Source organism: Pseudomonas sp. s4 (assembly GCF_046764235.1).
Taxonomy (GTDB): Bacteria; Pseudomonadota; Gammaproteobacteria; order Pseudomonadales; family Pseudomonadaceae; genus Aquipseudomonas; species Aquipseudomonas asiatica.
The window spans coordinates 4,439,450-4,457,562 of the sequence record NZ_CP177209.1; the positions used below are offsets into that span (position 1 = coordinate 4,439,450).

Sequence of the window (18,113 nt, forward strand, 5' to 3'; positions counted from 1 at the left end):
TATCCCCTACCTCAGCCGTTAGGGCCCACGGTGGCAATGATGGTGACTTGCTTGTTGTCCGGTATTTCCTGATACGCCAGAACATGCAAATTCGGTACAGCCAGGCGGCCGAAACGCGACAGCATGGCGCGGATCGGGCCGGCGACCAGGAGGATGGCCGGCTGGCCCTGCATTTCCTGGCGCTGGGCCGCCTCGATCAGCGAACGCTGCAGCTTCTCGGCCATGCTCGGCTCCAGAAGAACACCGTCTTCCTGACCTTGCCCGGCCCTTTGCAGACTATTGAGCAAAATCTGTTCCAACCTTGGCTCCAGGGTAATCACTGGCAGCTCCGACTCAACGCCGACAATGCTTTGCACGATGGCGCGACACAATCCGACGCGCACCGCCGCCACCAGCGCGGCGGTATCTTGACTCTTGCCGGCGTTGTTCGCGATCGCCTCGGCGATACTGCGGATATCGCGTACGGGTACCTGTTCCGATAACAGCGCCTGCAGCACCTTGAGCAGGCCCGACAACGAAATGACACCCGGCACCAGCTCTTCTGCAAGTTTAGGCGATGCCTTGGCCAACACCTGCAGCAGTTGCTGGACCTCTTCATGGCCGATCAGCTCGTGGCAGTGCTTCTGCAGAATCTGGTTCAGGTGGGTGGCCACCACGGTACTGGCGTCGACCACGGTGTAGCCCAGCGACTGCGCCTGGGAGCGCTGGCCGACATCGATCCACACGGCTTCAAGGCCAAACGCCGGGTCACGCGCGGCAATGCCGTTGAGGGTACCGAACACCTGCCCCGGGTTGATTGCCAGTTCGCGATCCGGGTAGATCTCGGCTTCGGCCAGGATCACCCCCATCAGGGTCAGGCGATAGGCGCTGGGCTGCAGGTCAAGGTTGTCGCGGATGTGCACGGTGGGCATGAGGAAGCCCAGGTCTTGCGACAGCTTCTTGCGCACACCCTTGATCCGCGCCAGCAACTGGCCACCCTGGTTGCGATCGACCAGCGGGATCAGCCGGTAGCCGACCTCCAGGCCAATCATGTCGATCGGTGTGACGTCGTCCCAGCCCAGCTCCTTGGTTTCCAGCGCGCGTTGTGGCGATGGCAGCAGGTCCTGCTGGCGCTGCGCTTCCTGCAGCGCCTGCGCTTTGGCCTTCTGCTGTTTCTTCCACACCAGGTACGCGCCACCCCCGGCCAGCAGGCCAAGGCTGAGGAAGGCCACGTGCGGCATGCCCGGCACCAGGCCCATAACGATCATCAGCGCGCCGGACACCGCCAGGGCCTTGGGCGAATCGAACATCTGCCGGTTGATCAGCTTGCCCATGTCCTCGGAGCCCGAGGCGCGGGTAACCATGATCGCGGCAGCGGTCGACAGCAGCAGTGATGGCAATTGCGCCACCAAACCGTCACCGATGGTCAGCAAGGCGTACACCTTGCCGGCATCGCCAAAGCTCATGCCGTGCTGCAGCATGCCGATCAGCATGCCGCCGATCAGGTTGATGAACAGGATCAGCAGGCCGGCGATGGCGTCACCGCGGACGAACTTGCTGGCACCGTCCATCGAACCGTAGAACTCCGCCTCCTGCGCCACTTCGGCACGACGGTGCTTGGCCTGGGCCTGGTCGATCAGGCCGGCGTTGAGGTCGGCGTCGATGGCCATCTGCTTGCCGGGCATGGCGTCGAGGGTGAAACGCGCGCTCACTTCCGAGATACGCCCGGCACCCTTGGTCACCACCACGAAGTTGATGATCATGAGGATGGCGAACACCACGGCACCGACCACGTAGTTACCGCCGATCACCACCTCGCCGAAGGCCTGGATCACCTTGCCGGCGGCGCCGTGCCCCTCCTGGCCATGCAGCATCACAACCCGGGTGGAGGCCACGTTCAGGGCCAGGCGCAACAGCGTGGCCACCAGCAGGATGGTGGGGAACGCGGCGAAGTCGAGCGGGCGCAGGGCGTAGACGCAGACCAGCAGGACCACGATCGACAGGGCGATGTTGAAAGTGAAGAACACATCGAGCAGGAACGGCGGTATCGGCAACATCATCATTGCCAACATCACCAGCAGCAACAGCGGCACACCCAGGTTGCCCCGACCGAGCCCGGCCAGGTTGTTACGGGCGTTGCTGATTAACTGAGTGCGATCCACCGCGAGTCCTCTTGATGCAAAACTTTGACGCACAGGGGGCGCCTGGCGCTGGCATTGCAAGAAGCTTTCCAACTTTGCTCGATGGTGTTCACCCTGAGGGTTTTATCGCCTGCGAGATCGAGCGCCGCCCGCGCGGCGCTTCGCGGGTGTTCGCCTTGACGCTTTCTGCGCCTATGAAATCGAGCGCCGCCCGCGCGGCGCTTCGCGGGACAAGCCCGCTCCCACATTTGTTGCAACGTGGCCATGCCTGTGGGAGAGGTGTTGTCAGCCGGGGTGCAGGGCTTGAGATAGGTGATGCAGCAGCAATGCCAACTCAGAAATCCAGTCATCCCACCAAGGCAGGCAACCATGGCCTGACAGGTTTGGCACGTTGCAACAAATGTGGGAGCGGGCTTGCCCCGCGAAGCGCCGCGTGGGCGGCGCTCGATTTCACAGGCGCTGAAATGGCATGGCGAACACCGGTCAACTATCGCGACGCAGGTCCGGCGGAATCGGCAGGTCGTCCTTCAGCGGCTCTGGCCGCTTGCCCTTGCCAGCCCTGTACTGGCGGATCTGGAACACATAGGCCAGCACCTGCGCCACCGCCAGGTAAAGCCCGGCAGGGATTTCCTGCTCGAGCTCGGTGGAGTAGTAGATCGCCCGCGCCAACGCCGGCGATTCGAGGATCTGGACCTTGTGCTCCACCCCAATCTCGCGAATCTTAAGGGCAATGAAATCCGTCCCCTTGGCCAGCAGCAACGGCGCTGCCCCGCCTTTCTCAGGGTCGTATTGCAAGGCCACCGCATAATGCGTCGGGTTGGTGATGATCACGTCGGCTTCGGGGACAGCCGCCATCATGCGCCGCTGCGAAGCCTCACGCTGAAGCTGGCGGATACGCTGCTTGACCTCGGGCTTGCCTTCGCTGTCCTTGTATTCGTCCTTGATTTCCTGCTTGGTCATCTTCAGCTTGTTGTGCGTCTGCCACAGCTGGAACGGCACGTCCGCCGCCGCAATCAACAGCAGCCCGGCCGACATCCACAACGCGCTCCAGCCCACCACCTGCAGGCTATGGATGATCGCCTGCTCCAACGGCTCATTGGCGATCGCAAGCAGCGCCTGGCGGTCGTTGACCAGCACCACCACCGCCACGACCAGGATCACGAAAAACTTGGCGAGCGCCTTCAATAGCTCGGTCAAGGCGTTCATCGAGAACATGCGCTTGATCCCCGACAGGGGATTCATGCGGCTGAATTTCGGCTGCAGCAGGCTACCGGAGAACAGGAAACCGCCCAGGACTATCGGCGCGACGAAGGAAATCACGAACAACAGGATCAAGATCGGCTGCACCGCCCAGATGGCCATCTTGCCCGAGGCCAGCAGGAAGGCACCCATGGCACGTTCATCGACGATGAAGTCGCGGGTCAGGCTGAAGTTCATGCGCATGATCGCCAGCAGTGTCTCGGCCAGGTGGCCGCCGAACGCCAGCAGGCCACCGGCGCCGGCCAAGGTCACCGCCACCGTGTTCAGCTCCTTGGAACGCGCGATCTCGCCTTTCTCGCGGGCATCGCGCTTGCGCTTGTCGGTGGGTTCTTCTGTCTTGTCCTGACCGCTTTCGCTTTCCGCCATGCTCAGCGCGCCCTTGCCAGATCACGCAGCCATTGCAGCGCTTCGCTGGCCAATGCCTGGTAATGGGAAAGTATGTCGGCCAGGCCGACCCAGAAAATGAACATGCCCATGACCAGGGTCAGCGGAAAACCGATGGAGAAAATGTTCAACTGCGGCGCGGCACGCGTCATTACGCCAAAAGCGATGTTCACCACCAGCAGCGCGGCGATAGCCGGCAGGATCAGCAGCAGGCCGGCACCGAACACCCAACCCAGGCGCCCCGCCAGCTCCCAGAACTGATTGACCACCAGCGCGTTGCCTACCGGCAAGGTGGTGAAGCTTTCGGTCAGTACCTCGAACGCCACCAGATGGCCGTTCATCAGCAGGAACAGCACACTCACCAGCATGGTCATGAACTGGCTGATCACCGCGACGTTGACGCCGTTGGCCGGGTCGACCATCGATGCGAAGGCCATACCCATCTGCACCGCGACGATCTGGCCTGCGATCACGAAAGCCTGGAACAGCAACTGCAACGACAACCCGAACAACGCCCCGACGATGACCTGCTCGGCACACAGCAGCAGGCCGCGCAGGCTCAACGGGTCGAACTCGGGCAAGGGCGGCAGGGCCGGGACGATCACCACCGTGATGGCCACTGCCACGTACAGGCGCACCCGCGCCGGCAGCATACGGGTGCCGAAGATCGGCATGGTCATCAGCACCGCCGTCACCCGGAACAACGGCAGGATGAAGGTCGCGACCCAGGTGCCGATCTGCGTGTCGGTCAGCTCCAGCATCGGCGCGTCAACCGATCAGCTGAGGAATGTTGGTATAGAGACTGGTGAAGTACTCCATGAACTTCTGCACCAGCCACGGCCCGGCGATGATCAGCGTGACCAGCATTACAAGCAGGCGCGGCAGGAAACTCAAGGTCTGTTCGTTGATCTGGGTGGCGGCCTGGAACATGGCCACCACCAGGCCCACCAGCAGGCTGGGCACCACCAGTATGGCGACCATCAGGGTGGTCAGCCACAAGGCATCACGGAACAGGTCGACAGCGACTTCAGGTGTCATCGGCGGCTCTCCTTGACGGCGTCAGACGCCGCCGAAACTGCTGGCCAGGGTACCCATGATCAGCGCCCAGCCATCGACCAGCACGAACAGCATGATCTTGAACGGCAGCGAGATGATCAGCGGCGACAGCATCATCATGCCCATGGCCATCAGCACGCTGGCTACCACCATGTCGATGATCAGGAACGGGATGAAGATCATGAAACCGATCTGGAACGCGGTCTTCAGCTCGGATGTCACGAACGCCGGCACCAGGATCGTCAGCGGCACCTGGTCCGGGCCGGCGATGTCGGTACGCTTGGACAGGCGCATGAACAGGTCGAGGTCGCTTTGCCGGGTTTGTGCCAGCATGAAGTCCTTGAGCGGCCCTTGGGCCTTGTCGATGGCCTGCTGGGCGGTCATCTGCTCCTTCAAGTACGGCTGCAGGGCGTCCTGGTTCACCCGGTCGAACACCGGCGCCATGATGAACATGGTCAGGAACAGCGCCATGCCGGTCAGCAGCTGGTTCGACGGCGTCTGCTGCAGGCCCAGGGCCTGACGCAGGATCGAGAACACGATGATGATGCGGGTGAAGCTGGTCATCAGGATGACGAACGCCGGGATGAAGCTGAGCGCTGTCATGATCAGCAGGATCTGCAGGCTGACCGAATACTCCTGCTGCCCGTCCGCGGTATTGGACAGGGTAATGGCCGGGATCGACAGCGGGTCGGCACCCAGGGCCAGCGGCGCAGCCAGCAGCAGCGCCAGAGTCAACAACACACGCAGCGCGCCACTCATCACTTCTTGTCCTTAGGGTCCTTGCCCATCAGCTCCATCAGCCGCTGGGCAAACTCCGGCGTCGCCTGGCGGGCGTTTTCAGGCACTTCCACGGGTTCGGCCAGCACATGCAGGGCCTCGATGCTGCCAGGGGTATGGCCAATCAGGATCTGCTCCTTGCCCACTTGCACCAGCAGCAGCCGATCACGCGGGCCGATGGCCCGGCTGCCGACGATCTCGATCACCTGCCCGCCCTTTACCGCCGTGCTTTGCATGCGCCGCAGCAACCAGGCCAGGAAGAAGATCAGGCCGACCACCAGCAGCAGGCCGAAGACCATCTGCGCCAGCTGCCCACCCAGGCTGCCAGGCGCGGTTGCCGGGGTTGCCGCCGGCGTGGCCGCTGCCAGGCAAGCCTGGCTGGCGAGCAGCGCGGCAGCCGCCGCGATGGCGCGCATCGTGCCCTTCACTCAGCGCAGCTTCTTGATACGTTCGCTGGGGCTGATCACGTCGGTCAGGCGGATGCCGAACTTCTCGTTGACCACCACCACCTCGCCATGGGCGATCAGCGTGCCGTTGACCAGCACGTCAAGCGGTTCGCCGGCCAGGCGGTCGAGCTCGATCACCGAGCCCTGGTTGAGCTGCAGCAGGTTGCGGATGTTGATCTCGGTGCTGCCCACTTCCATGGAAATGTTCACCGGGATATCCAGGATCACGTCCAGGTTAGGGCCTTCGAGGCTGACGTTTTCGTTCGGCTTCGGCGAGCTGGCGAACTCCTCCATCGGCAGGCGGCCCGCGCCGCCGGTGCTGCTTCCGGTGTCACCACCCAGCAGTGCATCGATATCGGCCTGGCCGGCCGCACCGGTTTCTTCCAGTGCCGCAGCCCATTCATCGGCCAGTGCCTGGTCCTCTGCGGAGGTGATCTCGTTTTCGTTAGCCATGGTTTCCTCGACAGGCATTCAATTCGTTATGTGCGACCGGCACGCCGTCAGCGGCGTTCGATCGGGTCGATGATCTGCAGCGCCAGGTTGCCCTTGTGCGAACCCAGGCGCGCCTTGAACGACGGCACGCCGTTGGCACGCAGCACCAGGTGCTCGGGCAGCTCCACCGGGATCACGTCGCCAGGCTGCATATGCAGGATGTCGCGCAGCTTCAGCTGGCGCCGGGCTACGGTGGCGGTCAGCGGCACGGCCACGTCCAGCACGTCCTCGCGCAGGGCCTTGACCCAGCGCTCGTCCTGGTCGTCCAGGTCGGACTGGAAACCGGCGTCGAGCATTTCCCGCACCGGCTCGATCATCGAGTACGGCATGGTCACGTGCAGGTCGCCGCCACCGCCGTCCAGCTCGATGTGGAAGGTGGACACCACCACCGCCTCGCTGGGGCCGACGATGTTGGCCATGGCCGGGTTGACCTCGGAGTTCATGTACTCGAAGGTGACCGGCATGATTGCCTGCCAGGCTTCCTTGAGGTCGACGAAGCACTGGTCCAGCACCATGCGCACCACGCGCAATTCAGTGGGGGTGAACTCGCGGCCTTCGATCTTGGCATGGCGGCCATCGCCGCCGAAGAAGTTGTCCACCAGCTTGAACACCAGCTTGGCATCGAGGATGAACAGCGAAGTGCCGCGCAGCGGCTTGATCTTGACCAGGTTGAGGCTGGTCGGCACGTACAGCGAGTGCACGTATTCACCGAACTTCATCACCTGCACGCCACCCACCGCCACGTCGGCGGAGCGGCGCAGCAGGTTGAACATGCTGATACGGGTGTAACGGGCGAAGCGCTCGTTGATCATTTCCAGGGTCGGCATGCGACCCCGCACGATACGGTCCTGACTGGTCAGGTCGTAGCTTTTGATGCTGCCAGGCTCGGATGCACTCTCGGTCTGCACCAGCCCGTCGTCGACGCCATGCAACAGGGCATCGATTTCATCCTGGGACAGCAGGTCCTGTACGGCCATTGCGGACTCCTACTGCAATACGAAATTGGTGAACAGCAACTGGTCGACGACCGGCTTGCCGACTTCCTTCTGCGCCACTTCCTGGACCACTGCAGTGGCCTTCTGGCGCAGCATTTCCTGTCCCACCGGGCTACCGGCCAGGGTGTCGAAGCCTTGCCCGGAGAACATCATCACCAGGTTGTTGCGGATGACCGGCATGTGCACCTTGAGCGCATCCAGGTCGGCCTGGTTGCGCGCTTGCAGGGTGATGCTCACCTGCATGTAGCGCTGGCGACCGTTCTGGTTGAAGTTGACCACGAAGGCCGGGGCCAATGCTTCGTAGATGGCCGCTGGCTTGACGTTGCTGGCTGCAGGGTCGGCGGCTGGGGCTGGCTCGCTCTTGTGCATGATGAACCAGGTAGCGCCCACCGAAAGGCCGATCGCCAGCAACAGGCCCACTACTGCCAGCAGGATCAGCTTGAGTTTGCCTTTAGTGGCGGGGTCTTTGACTGCTTCGCTCTTCGCCATGCCAATAATCCGTCGTCCATCGGGGGTTCAAGGGAGGATGGCTTGGCTTTAGCAAGTGTTATGCCAGAATGGAACTGGAATGCCTGAACCGACCTCTTCGCAGCACAAGGCTGCTCCTACAGGGAACGCATTCCTTTGTAGGAGCAGCCTTGTGCTGCGAAGAGGTCGGTTCGGAAAAAAGAAACATCAGGCGTAATAATCGACCGCACTGTCGCCAACAACCACCTGCTGCTCCACAGGCCGGGCGCTATCGACTGCCTCTGCCCCGCCCTGCTCGGCCCGGCGCGCCGCCACCCCGGACAGGTTGCTGCCCTGCGCCTGCCCCTGCTGCTGTTGCTGCTGCCCGCGCGACTGGTCGGCCACGTTGACATCCGGCTGTGCCAGCCCCTGCTGGGCGAACAGCTCGCGCAGCCGGTGCACCTGGCTGTCGAGGGCGTCACGCACGCCGGCGTGGCCGCTGATGAAGGTGACCTGGGTCGACTGGTCCGTCGCAACATTGACGCGAATGTCCAGACGGCCCAGTTCCGCTGGCTCCAGCTGGATATCCGCCGACTTGAGGTTCTGGCTGGACAGGTACATGACCCGGTTGACCAGGCCCTCGGCCCAAGCGTTCTGGTTCATCGGCAGCGGTTGGTGCAACGGGCTGGCGTTGGCCGGCACGGCATTGGCGGTCTTGGCCGTCGCGGCCTGGGTCAGGCTGGCCAGGCGGTTGGCGAAATCGTCGATGCGCGTATCGCTGCCGGCGCCCTTGGTGTCCTTCAGACCATCTTCGAGCAAGGCAGCAAAGGCCTTGTCGCCAGGCTCGCCCGTTTCACCCTCGGCATTCTCGACCAGATTCGCCAAGGTATTGACGGCGGCCTGACCCTCCTCGCCCTGAGCCTGCGAAGGATCCAGGGCATGTGCCGAGGTCGCCCCCTTGGCCTGGGCACTTTGCTCCAGCGCCAGGCGCAAGGTCGGCAGGTTGGCCAGAGGGTCGGCGTCGGGATCGAAGGCTTCCTCGGCGGCCGGCTCCTCGGGCAGCTCGGCGGTGACCTGCGCTGCGGCGGCCTGCAACACCGGCGCCACCGCCTCGGCCTGCGCCTGGATCAGCTGAGCGCCAGGCTGGGCGTCGGTTACCTGGCCGGCCACCAGGCTGGCATCGCGCAAGCCGGTGTCGGCCTGGGCCTGGTCGTCGGCTGGCAATTGTTTGCCGTCATCGGCAACCGCGGGTTTGTCGGCAGCGCCTTTCTTGCCGCCCTGTGCCGCTTCAAGCTTGTCCTTGGGCTTGGCCTGAGCGACCTTGTCGTCCTGCCCCGCGGCCTTGTCGCGGCCCTGCCGGGCCATCACCTGGCCAAAGCCGTCGCCCTTGTCGCCCGGCGCCTGCAGCGGCTTGTCGGCCTGTGCGGCGGCAGAACGCGAGGTGTTGGCAATGGCGTTGCCTTGCAACAATGGGTTGGGTGCGACAGGCATCGAGCGGTCTCCGCGCCAGAAACAAAAAAATCATCCAGCCAGAGACAGGCAAGACTCGCGCCAAGTCGTGTATCAACCCGCCGAAATGCGTTGCTGCTCACCTCGGTAGAAGCGCTGCACCTCGACGAACTCCAGGTCGATGCGGTTGATCAGGTCCTCGATGCCATACAGCGGAGGCCGCCGCGCGCGCTCCTCCAGTTGCTGACACAGGCTGGCCAATGCAATCGCGCCCATGTTGCTGCTGCTGCCCTTGAAACTGTGGGCCGCAGAACCGAGCTCTTCGGCACTTTTGGCCGCATGCAGCTGGCCCAGGCGCCGTTCGGAGTCGTCAAGAAAGGTTTGCACCAACTGCAGGTAGCCATCTTCCATGACCTCACGCAGGTCGCTGAGTACCTTATGGTCAATATGCATGTCAGTCACTTGTTCACTCCTTGATCAAGCCAGATTATGCCCGAGCCAACCCGTGGCTCACCAGACGAACTCCACATGCGCGCAACGCCCGCCCTCACTCCAGCAAGCGCTGCTGGCCAGCCGCCTTACCAAATTCAGGCCACGCCCACTCAGCCCCTGCTCCAGCGTGGGCCGCGACAGCACGCGCTGCACATCGAACCCGGCACCACTGTCACGGACCTCGATCATCAGACGCCCGCCGTCGGCATGCGGTTCAACCTTGAAATCGATGCGCACGTAACCGTCGGTCAGCACCCCAAGGCGCCGGGCGCGTTCCTGATAATAGTCGGCAAAGCCTTGTCTATCGCGCTTGAGCTGCGAGTCCAGACCCAGCACGCCATGCTCCAGGGCGTTTGAATACAGCTCGCTGAGCACACTGTGCAGGTTGCCGGTGCGCGCACGCAGGCCGTGAATCTCTTGCAACAACTGCACCAGATACGGCACCGGGTTGAAGCGCTTGAGGCTCTCGCCCCGCACTTCGAACCCCAGCGACCAGTCCAGCGGGCTGGAACGACCGCTATCAGAGTAGATCATCGGCGCCGGCACCCGCTCCTCGGCACTGAACATACGAATGTCGCACAGACTGATGTCATCGCGCGGGCGCCCGCCAAAGCGCTCCAGAGCCTGCATCACTTCGTCGAACAGCCGCGCCGGGTCACGGTTGTCGGCCAGCACCCTGTGCAGGCGCTGCACACCGAACAGGCGCTCCTGGTCGTCGGCCGTGTCGAGCACGCCGTCCGACAGCAGCAGCAGGCGTTCACCCGGCGCCATCGGCAACACTTCGGTACTGTCATCGAAACGCTCGGCGTTCAGGATGCCCAGCGGCAGGTGCCGCGAACCCAGCGCCGACAGCACCTGGCCATCTACTGCCAGGCGATAGCCATCAGGCATGCCGCCATTCCACACCTCCACCGAACCGCGCTGCATGCTCAGGTTGAGCAGCAGCGCACAACAGAACATGTCCACCGGCAGGATGCGCTTGAGCTTGGCGTTCATCTCGCGCAGGACCTGCGCCATGCCGTAGCCCTTGGCAGTCATGCCGTAGAACACTTCAGCCAGCGGCATCGCCCCTACCGCCGCTGGCAGGCCGTGGCCGGTAAAATCGCCGAGAAGCACTCGCATGTCACCGGACGGAGTGAACGCGGCCAGCATCAGGTCGCCATTGAACAGCGCATACGGCGATTGCAGGTAGCGGATGTTGGGCGCGGCAAGGCAGCCGGAATGGGCCACCTTGTCGAACACCGCCTTGGCAACCCGCTGCTCGTTGAGCAGGTGGTGGTGGTGCCGGGCAATCTGGTCACGCTGCTCCATCACGGTGGCCTGCAGCCGGCGCAGGCGGTCCATGGCGCGGATCTTGGCGCCGAGAATCACCGCACTGTAGGGCTTGGCCATGAAGTCGTCGCCCCCTGCCTCCAGGCAGCGCACCAGGCCTTCCTCCTCGTTCAATGAAGTCAGGAAAATGATCGGCACCAGCGCTTCGCCGGCCAGGGCCTTGATCTGCCGCGCCGCCTCGAAGCCGTCCATCACCGGCATCAGCGCATCCAGCAGCACCAGTTGCGGGCGCCGCTCGACGAACAACGCCACCGCCTGCTCGCCGTTTTCCGCGGTAAGTACCTGATGACCTTGACGGCGCACGATCTGCGCCAGCAGCAGGAGGTCGGCGGCACCGTCTTCAGCCACCAGCACGGTCAACGCCTGTTCGGCCGGCATGTCGGCGCTCAACTGATATCGAAGAGCTTTTCGAAATTGGAGATGGCGAGGATCTTGCGCACGTCGGAGCTGGCATGCACCACACGCACATCCGACTCATCGCCGCCCGCATGGTCACGTAGCAACAGCAGCATGCCGAGCGCGGAACTGTCGAGGTAGGTAGTGTCCTTCAGGTCGACGACCACCGAATCTGGCCGGTTGGGCTGGCGTTCGTAGGCGTCGCGAAATTCCTGGTGCTTGCCGAAATCGAAGCGCCCCTTGATCTTTATTGTCAGCTTTTTCCCGTCCTGCGAAAAATCCGTCTCGACTGCCATGCTAGCGATTCCTTCGATGATGGCGGATGCAACTCCTTAAAGGTTTAGCAGGCGATGCCGGGGGTGGCAAGCATGCCATTCCCATATGCGGTGCACCCAGTGTAGGAGCGGCCTTGTGTCGCGAAAGGGCCGCAGAGCGGCCCCGGCGATATTTGCTGCGAAGCTGAAATCCTGGGGCCGCTGCGCGCCCCTTTCGCGACACAAGGCCGCTCCTACAGGGTACCGCGCAAGCCCAATGGGCAGCTTAAAGGTGATTCTGCCGCGGCAGGCGTTGTGACAGCTCGTCAAGCAAGCGCTGCTCGCGCTTGTCTTCGGCCCGCCGGGCTTCCTCCAGATAGCGCTGTACCAGCTTGCGCAGGCCTTCCACCCGGGCATAGGCCTGCTGCCAGGTGCCTCGGGCGTTGTTGAGGTTGTTCTGGTGCCAGACCAGGCTCTGGCGCTGCTGGGTCATGGCCGTTTCCAGCTGCCCGAGGAAGCGCTGGTAATTGACCAGCCAGCTACCGTTTACCCCCTGCCCGCCGCGGTTGATCCACTGCAACTGGTAATCCTCGCGAAACCGCTCGAGCTCGGCAAGCTTGGCCTGGGCCGCGGCCACCTGCTGCTGGAACTGCCCAAGGCGCTGGGCCGCCTGGCGCTCGGCCTCTTCGGCCATGTCCACCACCGGCGCCAGGCGCGCGGCACGTCCGGGCAGCGCCATGGCCTATCAACCGCCCGCCGGGGGCGCAAAGATCGCCCCCAACTGTTCGCGGCTTTGCGCCATGCCCACGCTCTCGCGCAGGCCCTGGCGCAAAAACTCCACCAGCTTCGACTGCAGGGCAATGGCCAGATCGGTTTCCGGGTCGCCACCCGCCACGTAGGCCCCCACACTGATCAGGTCACGGCTTTGCGACAGGCGCGACCACAGCTGCTTGAACTTTTGCGCCTGGCGCAAATGGTCGGCATCGACCACCTGAGGCATGACCCGACTGATCGAGGCTTCGATGTCGATAGCCGGGTAATGGCCTTCCTCGGCCAACCGCCGCGACAGCACGAAGTGGCCATCGAGCACACCACGCGCCGCGTCGGCAATCGGGTCCTGCTGGTCGTCGCCCTCGGACAACACGGTATAGAACGCGGTGATCGAACCACCACCTGGCTCGCCGTTGCCGGCCCGCTCCACCAGCTTGGGCAGCTTGGCGAACACCGACGGCGGGTAACCCCGGGTGGCCGGCGGCTCGCCGATGGCCAGGGCGATTTCACGCTGGGCCTGGGCGAAACGGGTCAGCGAGTCCATCAGCAACAGCACGTTCTTGCCCTTGTCGCGGAAGTACTCAGCAATACGTGTGCAGTACATGGCGGCGCGCAGACGCATCAGCGGCGCATCGTCGGCGGGCGAAGCGACCACCACCGAGCGCTTGAGGCCTTCCTCACCCAGGATATGCTCGATGAATTCCTTGACCTCGCGACCCCGCTCGCCGATCAGGCCGACGACGATGATTTCGGCTTCGGTGAAGCGGGTCATCATGCCCAGCAACACCGACTTGCCCACACCGGTACCGGCGAACAGGCCCAAGCGCTGGCCGCGACCGACCGTGAGCAGGCCATTGATGCTGCGAATTCCCACGTCCAGCGGCTTGCTGATGGGGTCGCGGTTCAACGGGTTGATCACCGGGCCGTCCATCGGCACCCAGTCCTCGGCCTTCATCCCGCCCTTGCCATCCAGCGCGCGACCGGCGCCGTCGAGCACCCTGCCGAGCATGCTCATGCCCATGGGCAGGCGGCCGCTGTCATCCAGCGGCACCACCCGCGCGCCGGGGGCGATGCCGACAATGCTGCCGACCGGCATGAGGAATACCTTGGGCCCGGCAAAGCCCATGACTTCGGCCTCCACCTGCACCGGGTGGTAGCTGTCGTCGTTGATTACCAGGCAGCGGCTGCCGACTGCAGCGCGCAGGCCTTCGGCTTCCAGGGTGAGGCCAACCATGCGCAGCAGGCGGCCTTCGACGATGGGCTGGGCCGGCAGTTCGATGGCCTCGGCATAACTGCCCAGGCGTTTGCCGAAGCTGGTGCGTTCAAGATGCATCCGGGCTACCCACGGCACGCTCTGGCAGGCTGTCCAGGTCTACCGACATGTCCGGCGCTGCCGGGTGCAGCGAATGGTCGTGCAACTGATCGAACAGTTGCGCCACGGCTTTCTCGATGCGGGTTTCCATGGTCGCGTCGATGCGGCTGTGCGCGGTCTCGATACGGCAGCCGCCCGGCAGCAGCGCGCTGTCTTCTAGCAGCCGCCAGCTTTCCTCATGGCGCTCGCGCAGGGCCTTGGCCAGCTCGAAATCCTGCGGGTTGAGATGGATGCGGATATTGTCAGCGCCCATGGGCAGCAGCTTGAGCGCTTCGCGCAGTACCTGGGTGATCTGGCTGGAATCACTCCGCAGTTCGCGACCGATTACCTGGCGGGTCATGTGAGCGACCAGGTGGACCAGTGCCTTCTCGATCTGCGTGTCCTGCTCGGCGATCGGTTCCATCAGGTTGGTCATCAGCCGGTCGAGGCTTTCCAGCTTGGTCTTCAGGGCCTCTTCGGCTTCCTGGCGGACCTTGAGCTGGGTGCTATGGAAGCCCTCGCGCTCACCGGTGGCAAAGCCTTCGTTGTAGGCTTCCTGGCGGATGGCCTCGAGTTCTTCCAGGGTCAGCGGCTGGACTTCTTCCAGCGGCACTTCCTCGACTTCTTCCTCGACTACCTCGGGTTCCGGCTCCGGTTCGGGCTCAGGCTCGGGTTCCGGGTCGAAGCTGGGCAGCGCCCATACGTCCACGCCCTCGAGGTCGCGGGCGCGGATCAGGTCGCTGGGGTGATGTTCTTTGGTGGGCATGCTGTCATGTTCTCAAACCATGTTCAGCCGACACGGTCCTTATGGAAGCGGGTTTACCCGCTCCCACAAGGGGCGGCGTCGGCCTTCAGATCGCGAATACCTCAGATCATTTCCTCGGCGCCCTTGCCGCCGAGCACGATCTCGCCGGCCTCGGCCATGCGGCGGGCGATGGTGAGGATTTCCTTCTGCGCCGTTTCCACATCGCTGACCCGTACCGGCCCCTTGGCCTCCAGGTCGTCGCGCAACAGCTCCGAGGCACGTTTGGACATGTTCTTGAAGATCTTGTCCTTGACCCGCTCGTCGGCGCCCTTGAGCGACACCACCAGCACATCGGACGAGACTTCGCGCAGCAGTGCCTGGATGCCACGGTCGTCGACATCGGCCAGGTTGTTGAAGACGAACATCAGGTCTTCGATCTGCTCCGACAGGTCGCTGTCGATTTCGCGGATCGCGTCCATCAGTGCACCTTCCACCGAGCTGTCGAGGAAGTTCATGATGTCGGCGGCGCGCTTGATGCCACCCAAGGTGGTACGCGCCGCGTTGGAGTTGCCCGAGAACTGCTTCTCGAGGATCTGGTTCAGCTCCTTCAGCGCCGCCGGCTGCACGGTGTTCAGCGACGACACGCGCAGGACGATGTCCAGGCGCACCTTATGGTCGAAGTTGCTCAGCACTTCGCCAGCCTGGTCGGGGTCGAGGTAGGCAACCACGATGGCCTGGATCTGCGGGTGCTCGTAGCGGATCACGTCGGCAACGGCGCGCGGCTCCATCCACTTCAGGCTGTCCAGGCCGCTGGTGTTGCCACCGAGCAGGATGCGGTCGACCAGGCCGTTGGCCTTGTCCTCGCCCAGGGCCTGATTGAGCATCTTGCGGATATAGGCATCGGAGCCCACGCCCAGGCTGGTCTGGTCGCCGACGATTTCGACGAACTCGCTCATCACCTGTTCGACCTGTTCACGGTGCACATTGCCCATCTGCGCCATGGCCACACCCACACGCTGCACTTCCTTGGGCCCCATGTGCCGCAGCACCTGGGCGGCATCGGTCTCGCCCAGCGAAAGCAGGAGGATCGCCGCCTTGTCGACGCGGCTCAGCTTGGCGGTAACGGCTCGGTTATCACTCATCGGCGTTGATCCACTCTTTCACGACCTGGGCAACGCGGCCCGGGTCTTCGGCCACCAGGCCTTTGATTGCGTTGAGCTGTGCCTCGTAACCCTCGTTCGGGCTAGGCAGCAGAATGCTTGTCGGGCCACCCAGAGTGACGCGGTCGTTGGCCAGTTCGCCATCCAGACCCATCATGCCGCCCAGCTCCATGTCGCTATCCGAGGCAGCCTGCTTGCCGCCCCCTGTAATGTTGTTCAGCACCGGGCGCAGCACACCGAACACCAGCACCAGGATGAACACCACGCCCAGCACTTGCTTGACGATGTCCCAGAACCACGGCTGCTGGTAGAAGGCGATATCGGCGATCTCTTCGCCACGGTCGGCGGCGAACGGCACGTTGATCACCGTCACACTGTCGCCACGGCTGGCATCGAAGCCGACCGCGTCCTGTACCAGGCGAGTGAAGCGTGCCAGGTCCTCGGCGCCCCATGGCGCACGGGTGGCGTCGCCGGTGGCCGGGTCGATCTTGACCTGGTCGTCCACCACCACCGCCACCGACAGGCGGGTCATGCGCCCCTGCTGCTGGCGGGTGTGGCTGATGGAGCGGTCCAGCTCGAAGTTCTTGGTACTTTGCTGGCGCTTGTCCGACGGGTACGGCGCGAGCATCGGCTGGCCGGTGGCCGGGTCCATGATCTGCTGGCCGTTGGCATCCACCAGCGGCTGGCCAGGCTGGATGGCCGCGGCCGGGGTAGCGGCACCACCGGTGGTCTGCGGTGCCGAGGCCGGGCCTGGCGGCTGGTTGCTCAGTGCGCCGGGGACACCTTGCGGCCCCTGGCTGCTGGCACGCTGTTCGTCGACCGACTGCTCGCTGCGCAGTGCCGGCTGGTCGGGGTTGAACTGCTCGGAGGTGGACTCGACCGCACTGAAGTCGAGGTCGGCAGACACTTCGGCCTTGTAGCGGTCATTGCCCAGCACCGGCTGCAGGATGTTGTGTACCCGCTGGGTGAGCATGCTTTCTACCCGGCGGCTGTAGTCGAACTGCTTGCCTGCCTGGGTCAGGGCGGTGTCCTGGATCTGCTCGGACAGCAGGTTGCCCTTCTGATCGACCACGGTGACCTGGGACTTGTCCAGTTCCGGCACGCTGGTGGCGACCAGGTTGACGATGGCCATCACCTGCCCGGCTTCCAGGGCACGGCCCGGGTACAACTCGACCAGTACCGAGGCGCTGGGCTTGCGTTCGTCACGCACGAACACCGAGCTTTTCGGGATGGCCAGGTGCACGCGCGCGCCCTTGACGTTGTTCAGGCTGGACACGGTACGCGCCAGCTCGCCTTCCAGGCTGCGACGGTAACGGGTGGCTTCCATGAACTGGCTGGTGCCCAGGCCCTGCTCCTTGTCGAGCAATTCGAAACCGACGTTGCCATCGCTTGGCGCCACGCCGGCGGCCGCCAGTTTCAGGCGCGCACGGGAGAGGTCGTCGGCCTTGACCAGCAGAGCCCCGGAGTTGGGCTCGACGTTGTAGGGGATGTCGGCAGCGGCCAGGGTATCCATGACCTGCTTGGTGTCCATGCCCGCCAGGCTGCCGTACAGCGGACGGTAATCAGGTTGTTGCGACCACAGTACCACGGCAAAGCCGATCGCCACGCTGGCGGCCAGGCCGACCAGAAGGCCGATCTGACGCAGCATGGGCATCTGCGCGATATTTTCCAGAAACGCCATGCCGAACAGCGGCGGCTTGGCCGCGGGCGGGCCGCTCTTGGCAGGGGCGTTGTCGACGACTGCTTCAGCCATGGTTTACGTCCGTCCTCAAACCGGCATCTGCATGATGTCCTGGTACGCCTGGACCAGCTTGTTGCGTACCTGGGTCAGGGCCTGCATCGACACGCTGGCCTTTTGCGAAGCGATCATCACATCGGTCAGGTCGACACCACTCTTGCCGATCTCGAAGGCGTTGGCCAGCTGGGTCGAAGCCTGCTGAGTCTCATGCACCTTGCCGATGGCCTGGCCGAGCATGTCGGCAAAGGTACTCTGCCCCGGTGCCAGCTCGGGAGCGGCGGCCACCTTGGGCAGCGACATGGCATCGGCCTGCATGGCCCGCATGTCCAGCATCAGACGATTGAATTCAACACCTTGGCTCATGACCCTTCTCTCTCCTGCGGCCGCATTTTTTTGACAGTGATGCGGCGGATAGCCAACCTAAAGCAACAAAGGTGCCAGCCTTGGC

General features: G+C 63.8%; 19 protein-coding genes. All 19 read right to left on the reverse strand.

What is annotated here, in order from left to right; genetic code table 11:
• Nucleotides 1-11: 11 nt before the first annotated feature.
• On the reverse strand, nucleotides 12-2,141 hold the full coding sequence (gene flhA, locus ACK56M_RS20595) for a flagellar biosynthesis protein FlhA (RefSeq protein ID WP_015271207.1): 2,130 nt from the start codon (nucleotides 2,139-2,141) through the stop codon (nucleotides 12-14).
• Nucleotides 2,142-2,603: 462 nt separating this feature from the next.
• Nucleotides 2,604-3,746 carry a flagellar biosynthesis protein FlhB gene (gene flhB, locus ACK56M_RS20600; protein WP_015271208.1) on the reverse strand — a complete coding sequence of 381 codons (1,143 nt, stop codon included), beginning with the start codon at nucleotides 3,744-3,746 and terminating at the stop codon, nucleotides 2,604-2,606.
• A 2-nt stretch (nucleotides 3,747-3,748) separates the two neighbouring features.
• Nucleotides 3,749-4,525: a flagellar biosynthetic protein FliR gene (gene fliR / locus ACK56M_RS20605; RefSeq protein WP_015271209.1), complete on the reverse strand. Its 777-nt coding sequence runs from the start codon at nucleotides 4,523-4,525 to the stop codon at nucleotides 3,749-3,751.
• A gap of 7 nt (nucleotides 4,526-4,532) precedes the next feature.
• The gene (gene fliQ, locus ACK56M_RS20610; protein WP_003257294.1) at nucleotides 4,533-4,802 is read right to left on the reverse strand and encodes a flagellar biosynthesis protein FliQ; all 270 of its coding nucleotides are present in this window, start codon (nucleotides 4,800-4,802) and stop codon (nucleotides 4,533-4,535) included.
• A gap of 21 nt (nucleotides 4,803-4,823) precedes the next feature.
• Nucleotides 4,824-5,579 carry a flagellar type III secretion system pore protein FliP gene (gene fliP / locus ACK56M_RS20615; RefSeq protein WP_003257293.1) on the reverse strand — a complete coding sequence of 252 codons (756 nt, stop codon included), beginning with the start codon at nucleotides 5,577-5,579 and terminating at the stop codon, nucleotides 4,824-4,826.
• Complete coding sequence (gene fliO, locus ACK56M_RS20620) at nucleotides 5,579-6,013, reverse strand: flagellar biosynthetic protein FliO (protein WP_043936227.1); 435 nt, start codon at nucleotides 6,011-6,013, stop codon at nucleotides 5,579-5,581. The genes fliP and fliO overlap by 1 nt, the downstream gene beginning before the upstream one ends.
• A 12-nt stretch (nucleotides 6,014-6,025) precedes the next feature.
• Nucleotides 6,026-6,496, reverse strand: coding sequence for a flagellar motor switch protein FliN (gene fliN, locus ACK56M_RS20625; protein WP_003257291.1), 471 nt, complete (start codon nucleotides 6,494-6,496; stop codon nucleotides 6,026-6,028).
• Nucleotides 6,497-6,543: 47 nt separating this feature from the next.
• Nucleotides 6,544-7,512 carry a flagellar motor switch protein FliM gene (gene fliM / locus ACK56M_RS20630; protein ID WP_013973595.1) on the reverse strand — a complete coding sequence of 323 codons (969 nt, stop codon included), beginning with the start codon at nucleotides 7,510-7,512 and terminating at the stop codon, nucleotides 6,544-6,546.
• A 9-nt stretch (nucleotides 7,513-7,521) separates the two neighbouring features.
• Nucleotides 7,522-8,019, reverse strand: a complete 498-nt coding sequence (gene fliL / locus ACK56M_RS20635) for a flagellar basal body-associated protein FliL (RefSeq protein WP_015271211.1) — start codon at nucleotides 8,017-8,019, stop codon at nucleotides 7,522-7,524.
• A gap of 186 nt (nucleotides 8,020-8,205) precedes the next feature.
• Nucleotides 8,206-9,468: a flagellar hook-length control protein FliK gene (locus ACK56M_RS20640; protein WP_137137638.1), complete on the reverse strand. Its 1,263-nt coding sequence runs from the start codon at nucleotides 9,466-9,468 to the stop codon at nucleotides 8,206-8,208.
• A gap of 72 nt (nucleotides 9,469-9,540) precedes the next feature.
• The gene (locus ACK56M_RS20645; protein ID WP_043935791.1) at nucleotides 9,541-9,888 is read right to left on the reverse strand and encodes an Hpt domain-containing protein; all 348 of its coding nucleotides are present in this window, start codon (nucleotides 9,886-9,888) and stop codon (nucleotides 9,541-9,543) included.
• A 48-nt stretch (nucleotides 9,889-9,936) separates the two neighbouring features.
• Nucleotides 9,937-11,628: a fused response regulator/phosphatase gene (locus ACK56M_RS20650; protein ID WP_015271214.1), complete on the reverse strand. Its 1,692-nt coding sequence runs from the start codon at nucleotides 11,626-11,628 to the stop codon at nucleotides 9,937-9,939.
• An 8-nt stretch (nucleotides 11,629-11,636) separates the two neighbouring features.
• Nucleotides 11,637-11,942 (reverse strand): STAS domain-containing protein, encoded by a 306-nt coding sequence (locus ACK56M_RS20655; RefSeq protein ID WP_015271215.1) that lies wholly within the window; start codon nucleotides 11,940-11,942, stop codon nucleotides 11,637-11,639.
• A 244-nt stretch (nucleotides 11,943-12,186) separates the two neighbouring features.
• Complete coding sequence (fliJ, locus tag ACK56M_RS20660; protein WP_015271216.1) at nucleotides 12,187-12,639, reverse strand: flagellar export protein FliJ; 453 nt, start codon at nucleotides 12,637-12,639, stop codon at nucleotides 12,187-12,189.
• Nucleotides 12,640-12,645: 6 nt separating this feature from the next.
• On the reverse strand, nucleotides 12,646-14,004 hold the full coding sequence (gene fliI / locus ACK56M_RS20665) for a flagellar protein export ATPase FliI (protein WP_015271217.1): 1,359 nt from the start codon (nucleotides 14,002-14,004) through the stop codon (nucleotides 12,646-12,648).
• A complete protein-coding gene (gene fliH, locus ACK56M_RS20670) occupies nucleotides 13,994-14,788 on the reverse strand; it encodes a flagellar assembly protein FliH (RefSeq protein ID WP_015271218.1) in 795 nt (264 codons plus the stop codon). Before fliH ends, fliI begins: the two co-directional genes overlap by 11 nt.
• Nucleotides 14,789-14,889: 101 nt before the next feature.
• Nucleotides 14,890-15,909, reverse strand: a complete 1,020-nt coding sequence (gene fliG, locus ACK56M_RS20675) for a flagellar motor switch protein FliG (protein WP_003257289.1) — start codon at nucleotides 15,907-15,909, stop codon at nucleotides 14,890-14,892.
• Nucleotides 15,902-17,680 (reverse strand): flagellar basal-body MS-ring/collar protein FliF, encoded by a 1,779-nt coding sequence (gene fliF, locus ACK56M_RS20680; protein ID WP_015271219.1) that lies wholly within the window; start codon nucleotides 17,678-17,680, stop codon nucleotides 15,902-15,904. The genes fliG and fliF overlap by 8 nt, the downstream gene beginning before the upstream one ends.
• A gap of 15 nt (nucleotides 17,681-17,695) precedes the next feature.
• Complete coding sequence (gene fliE / locus ACK56M_RS20685; RefSeq protein WP_013973606.1) at nucleotides 17,696-18,028, reverse strand: flagellar hook-basal body complex protein FliE; 333 nt, start codon at nucleotides 18,026-18,028, stop codon at nucleotides 17,696-17,698.
• Between the last annotated feature and the right edge of the window lie 85 nt (nucleotides 18,029-18,113).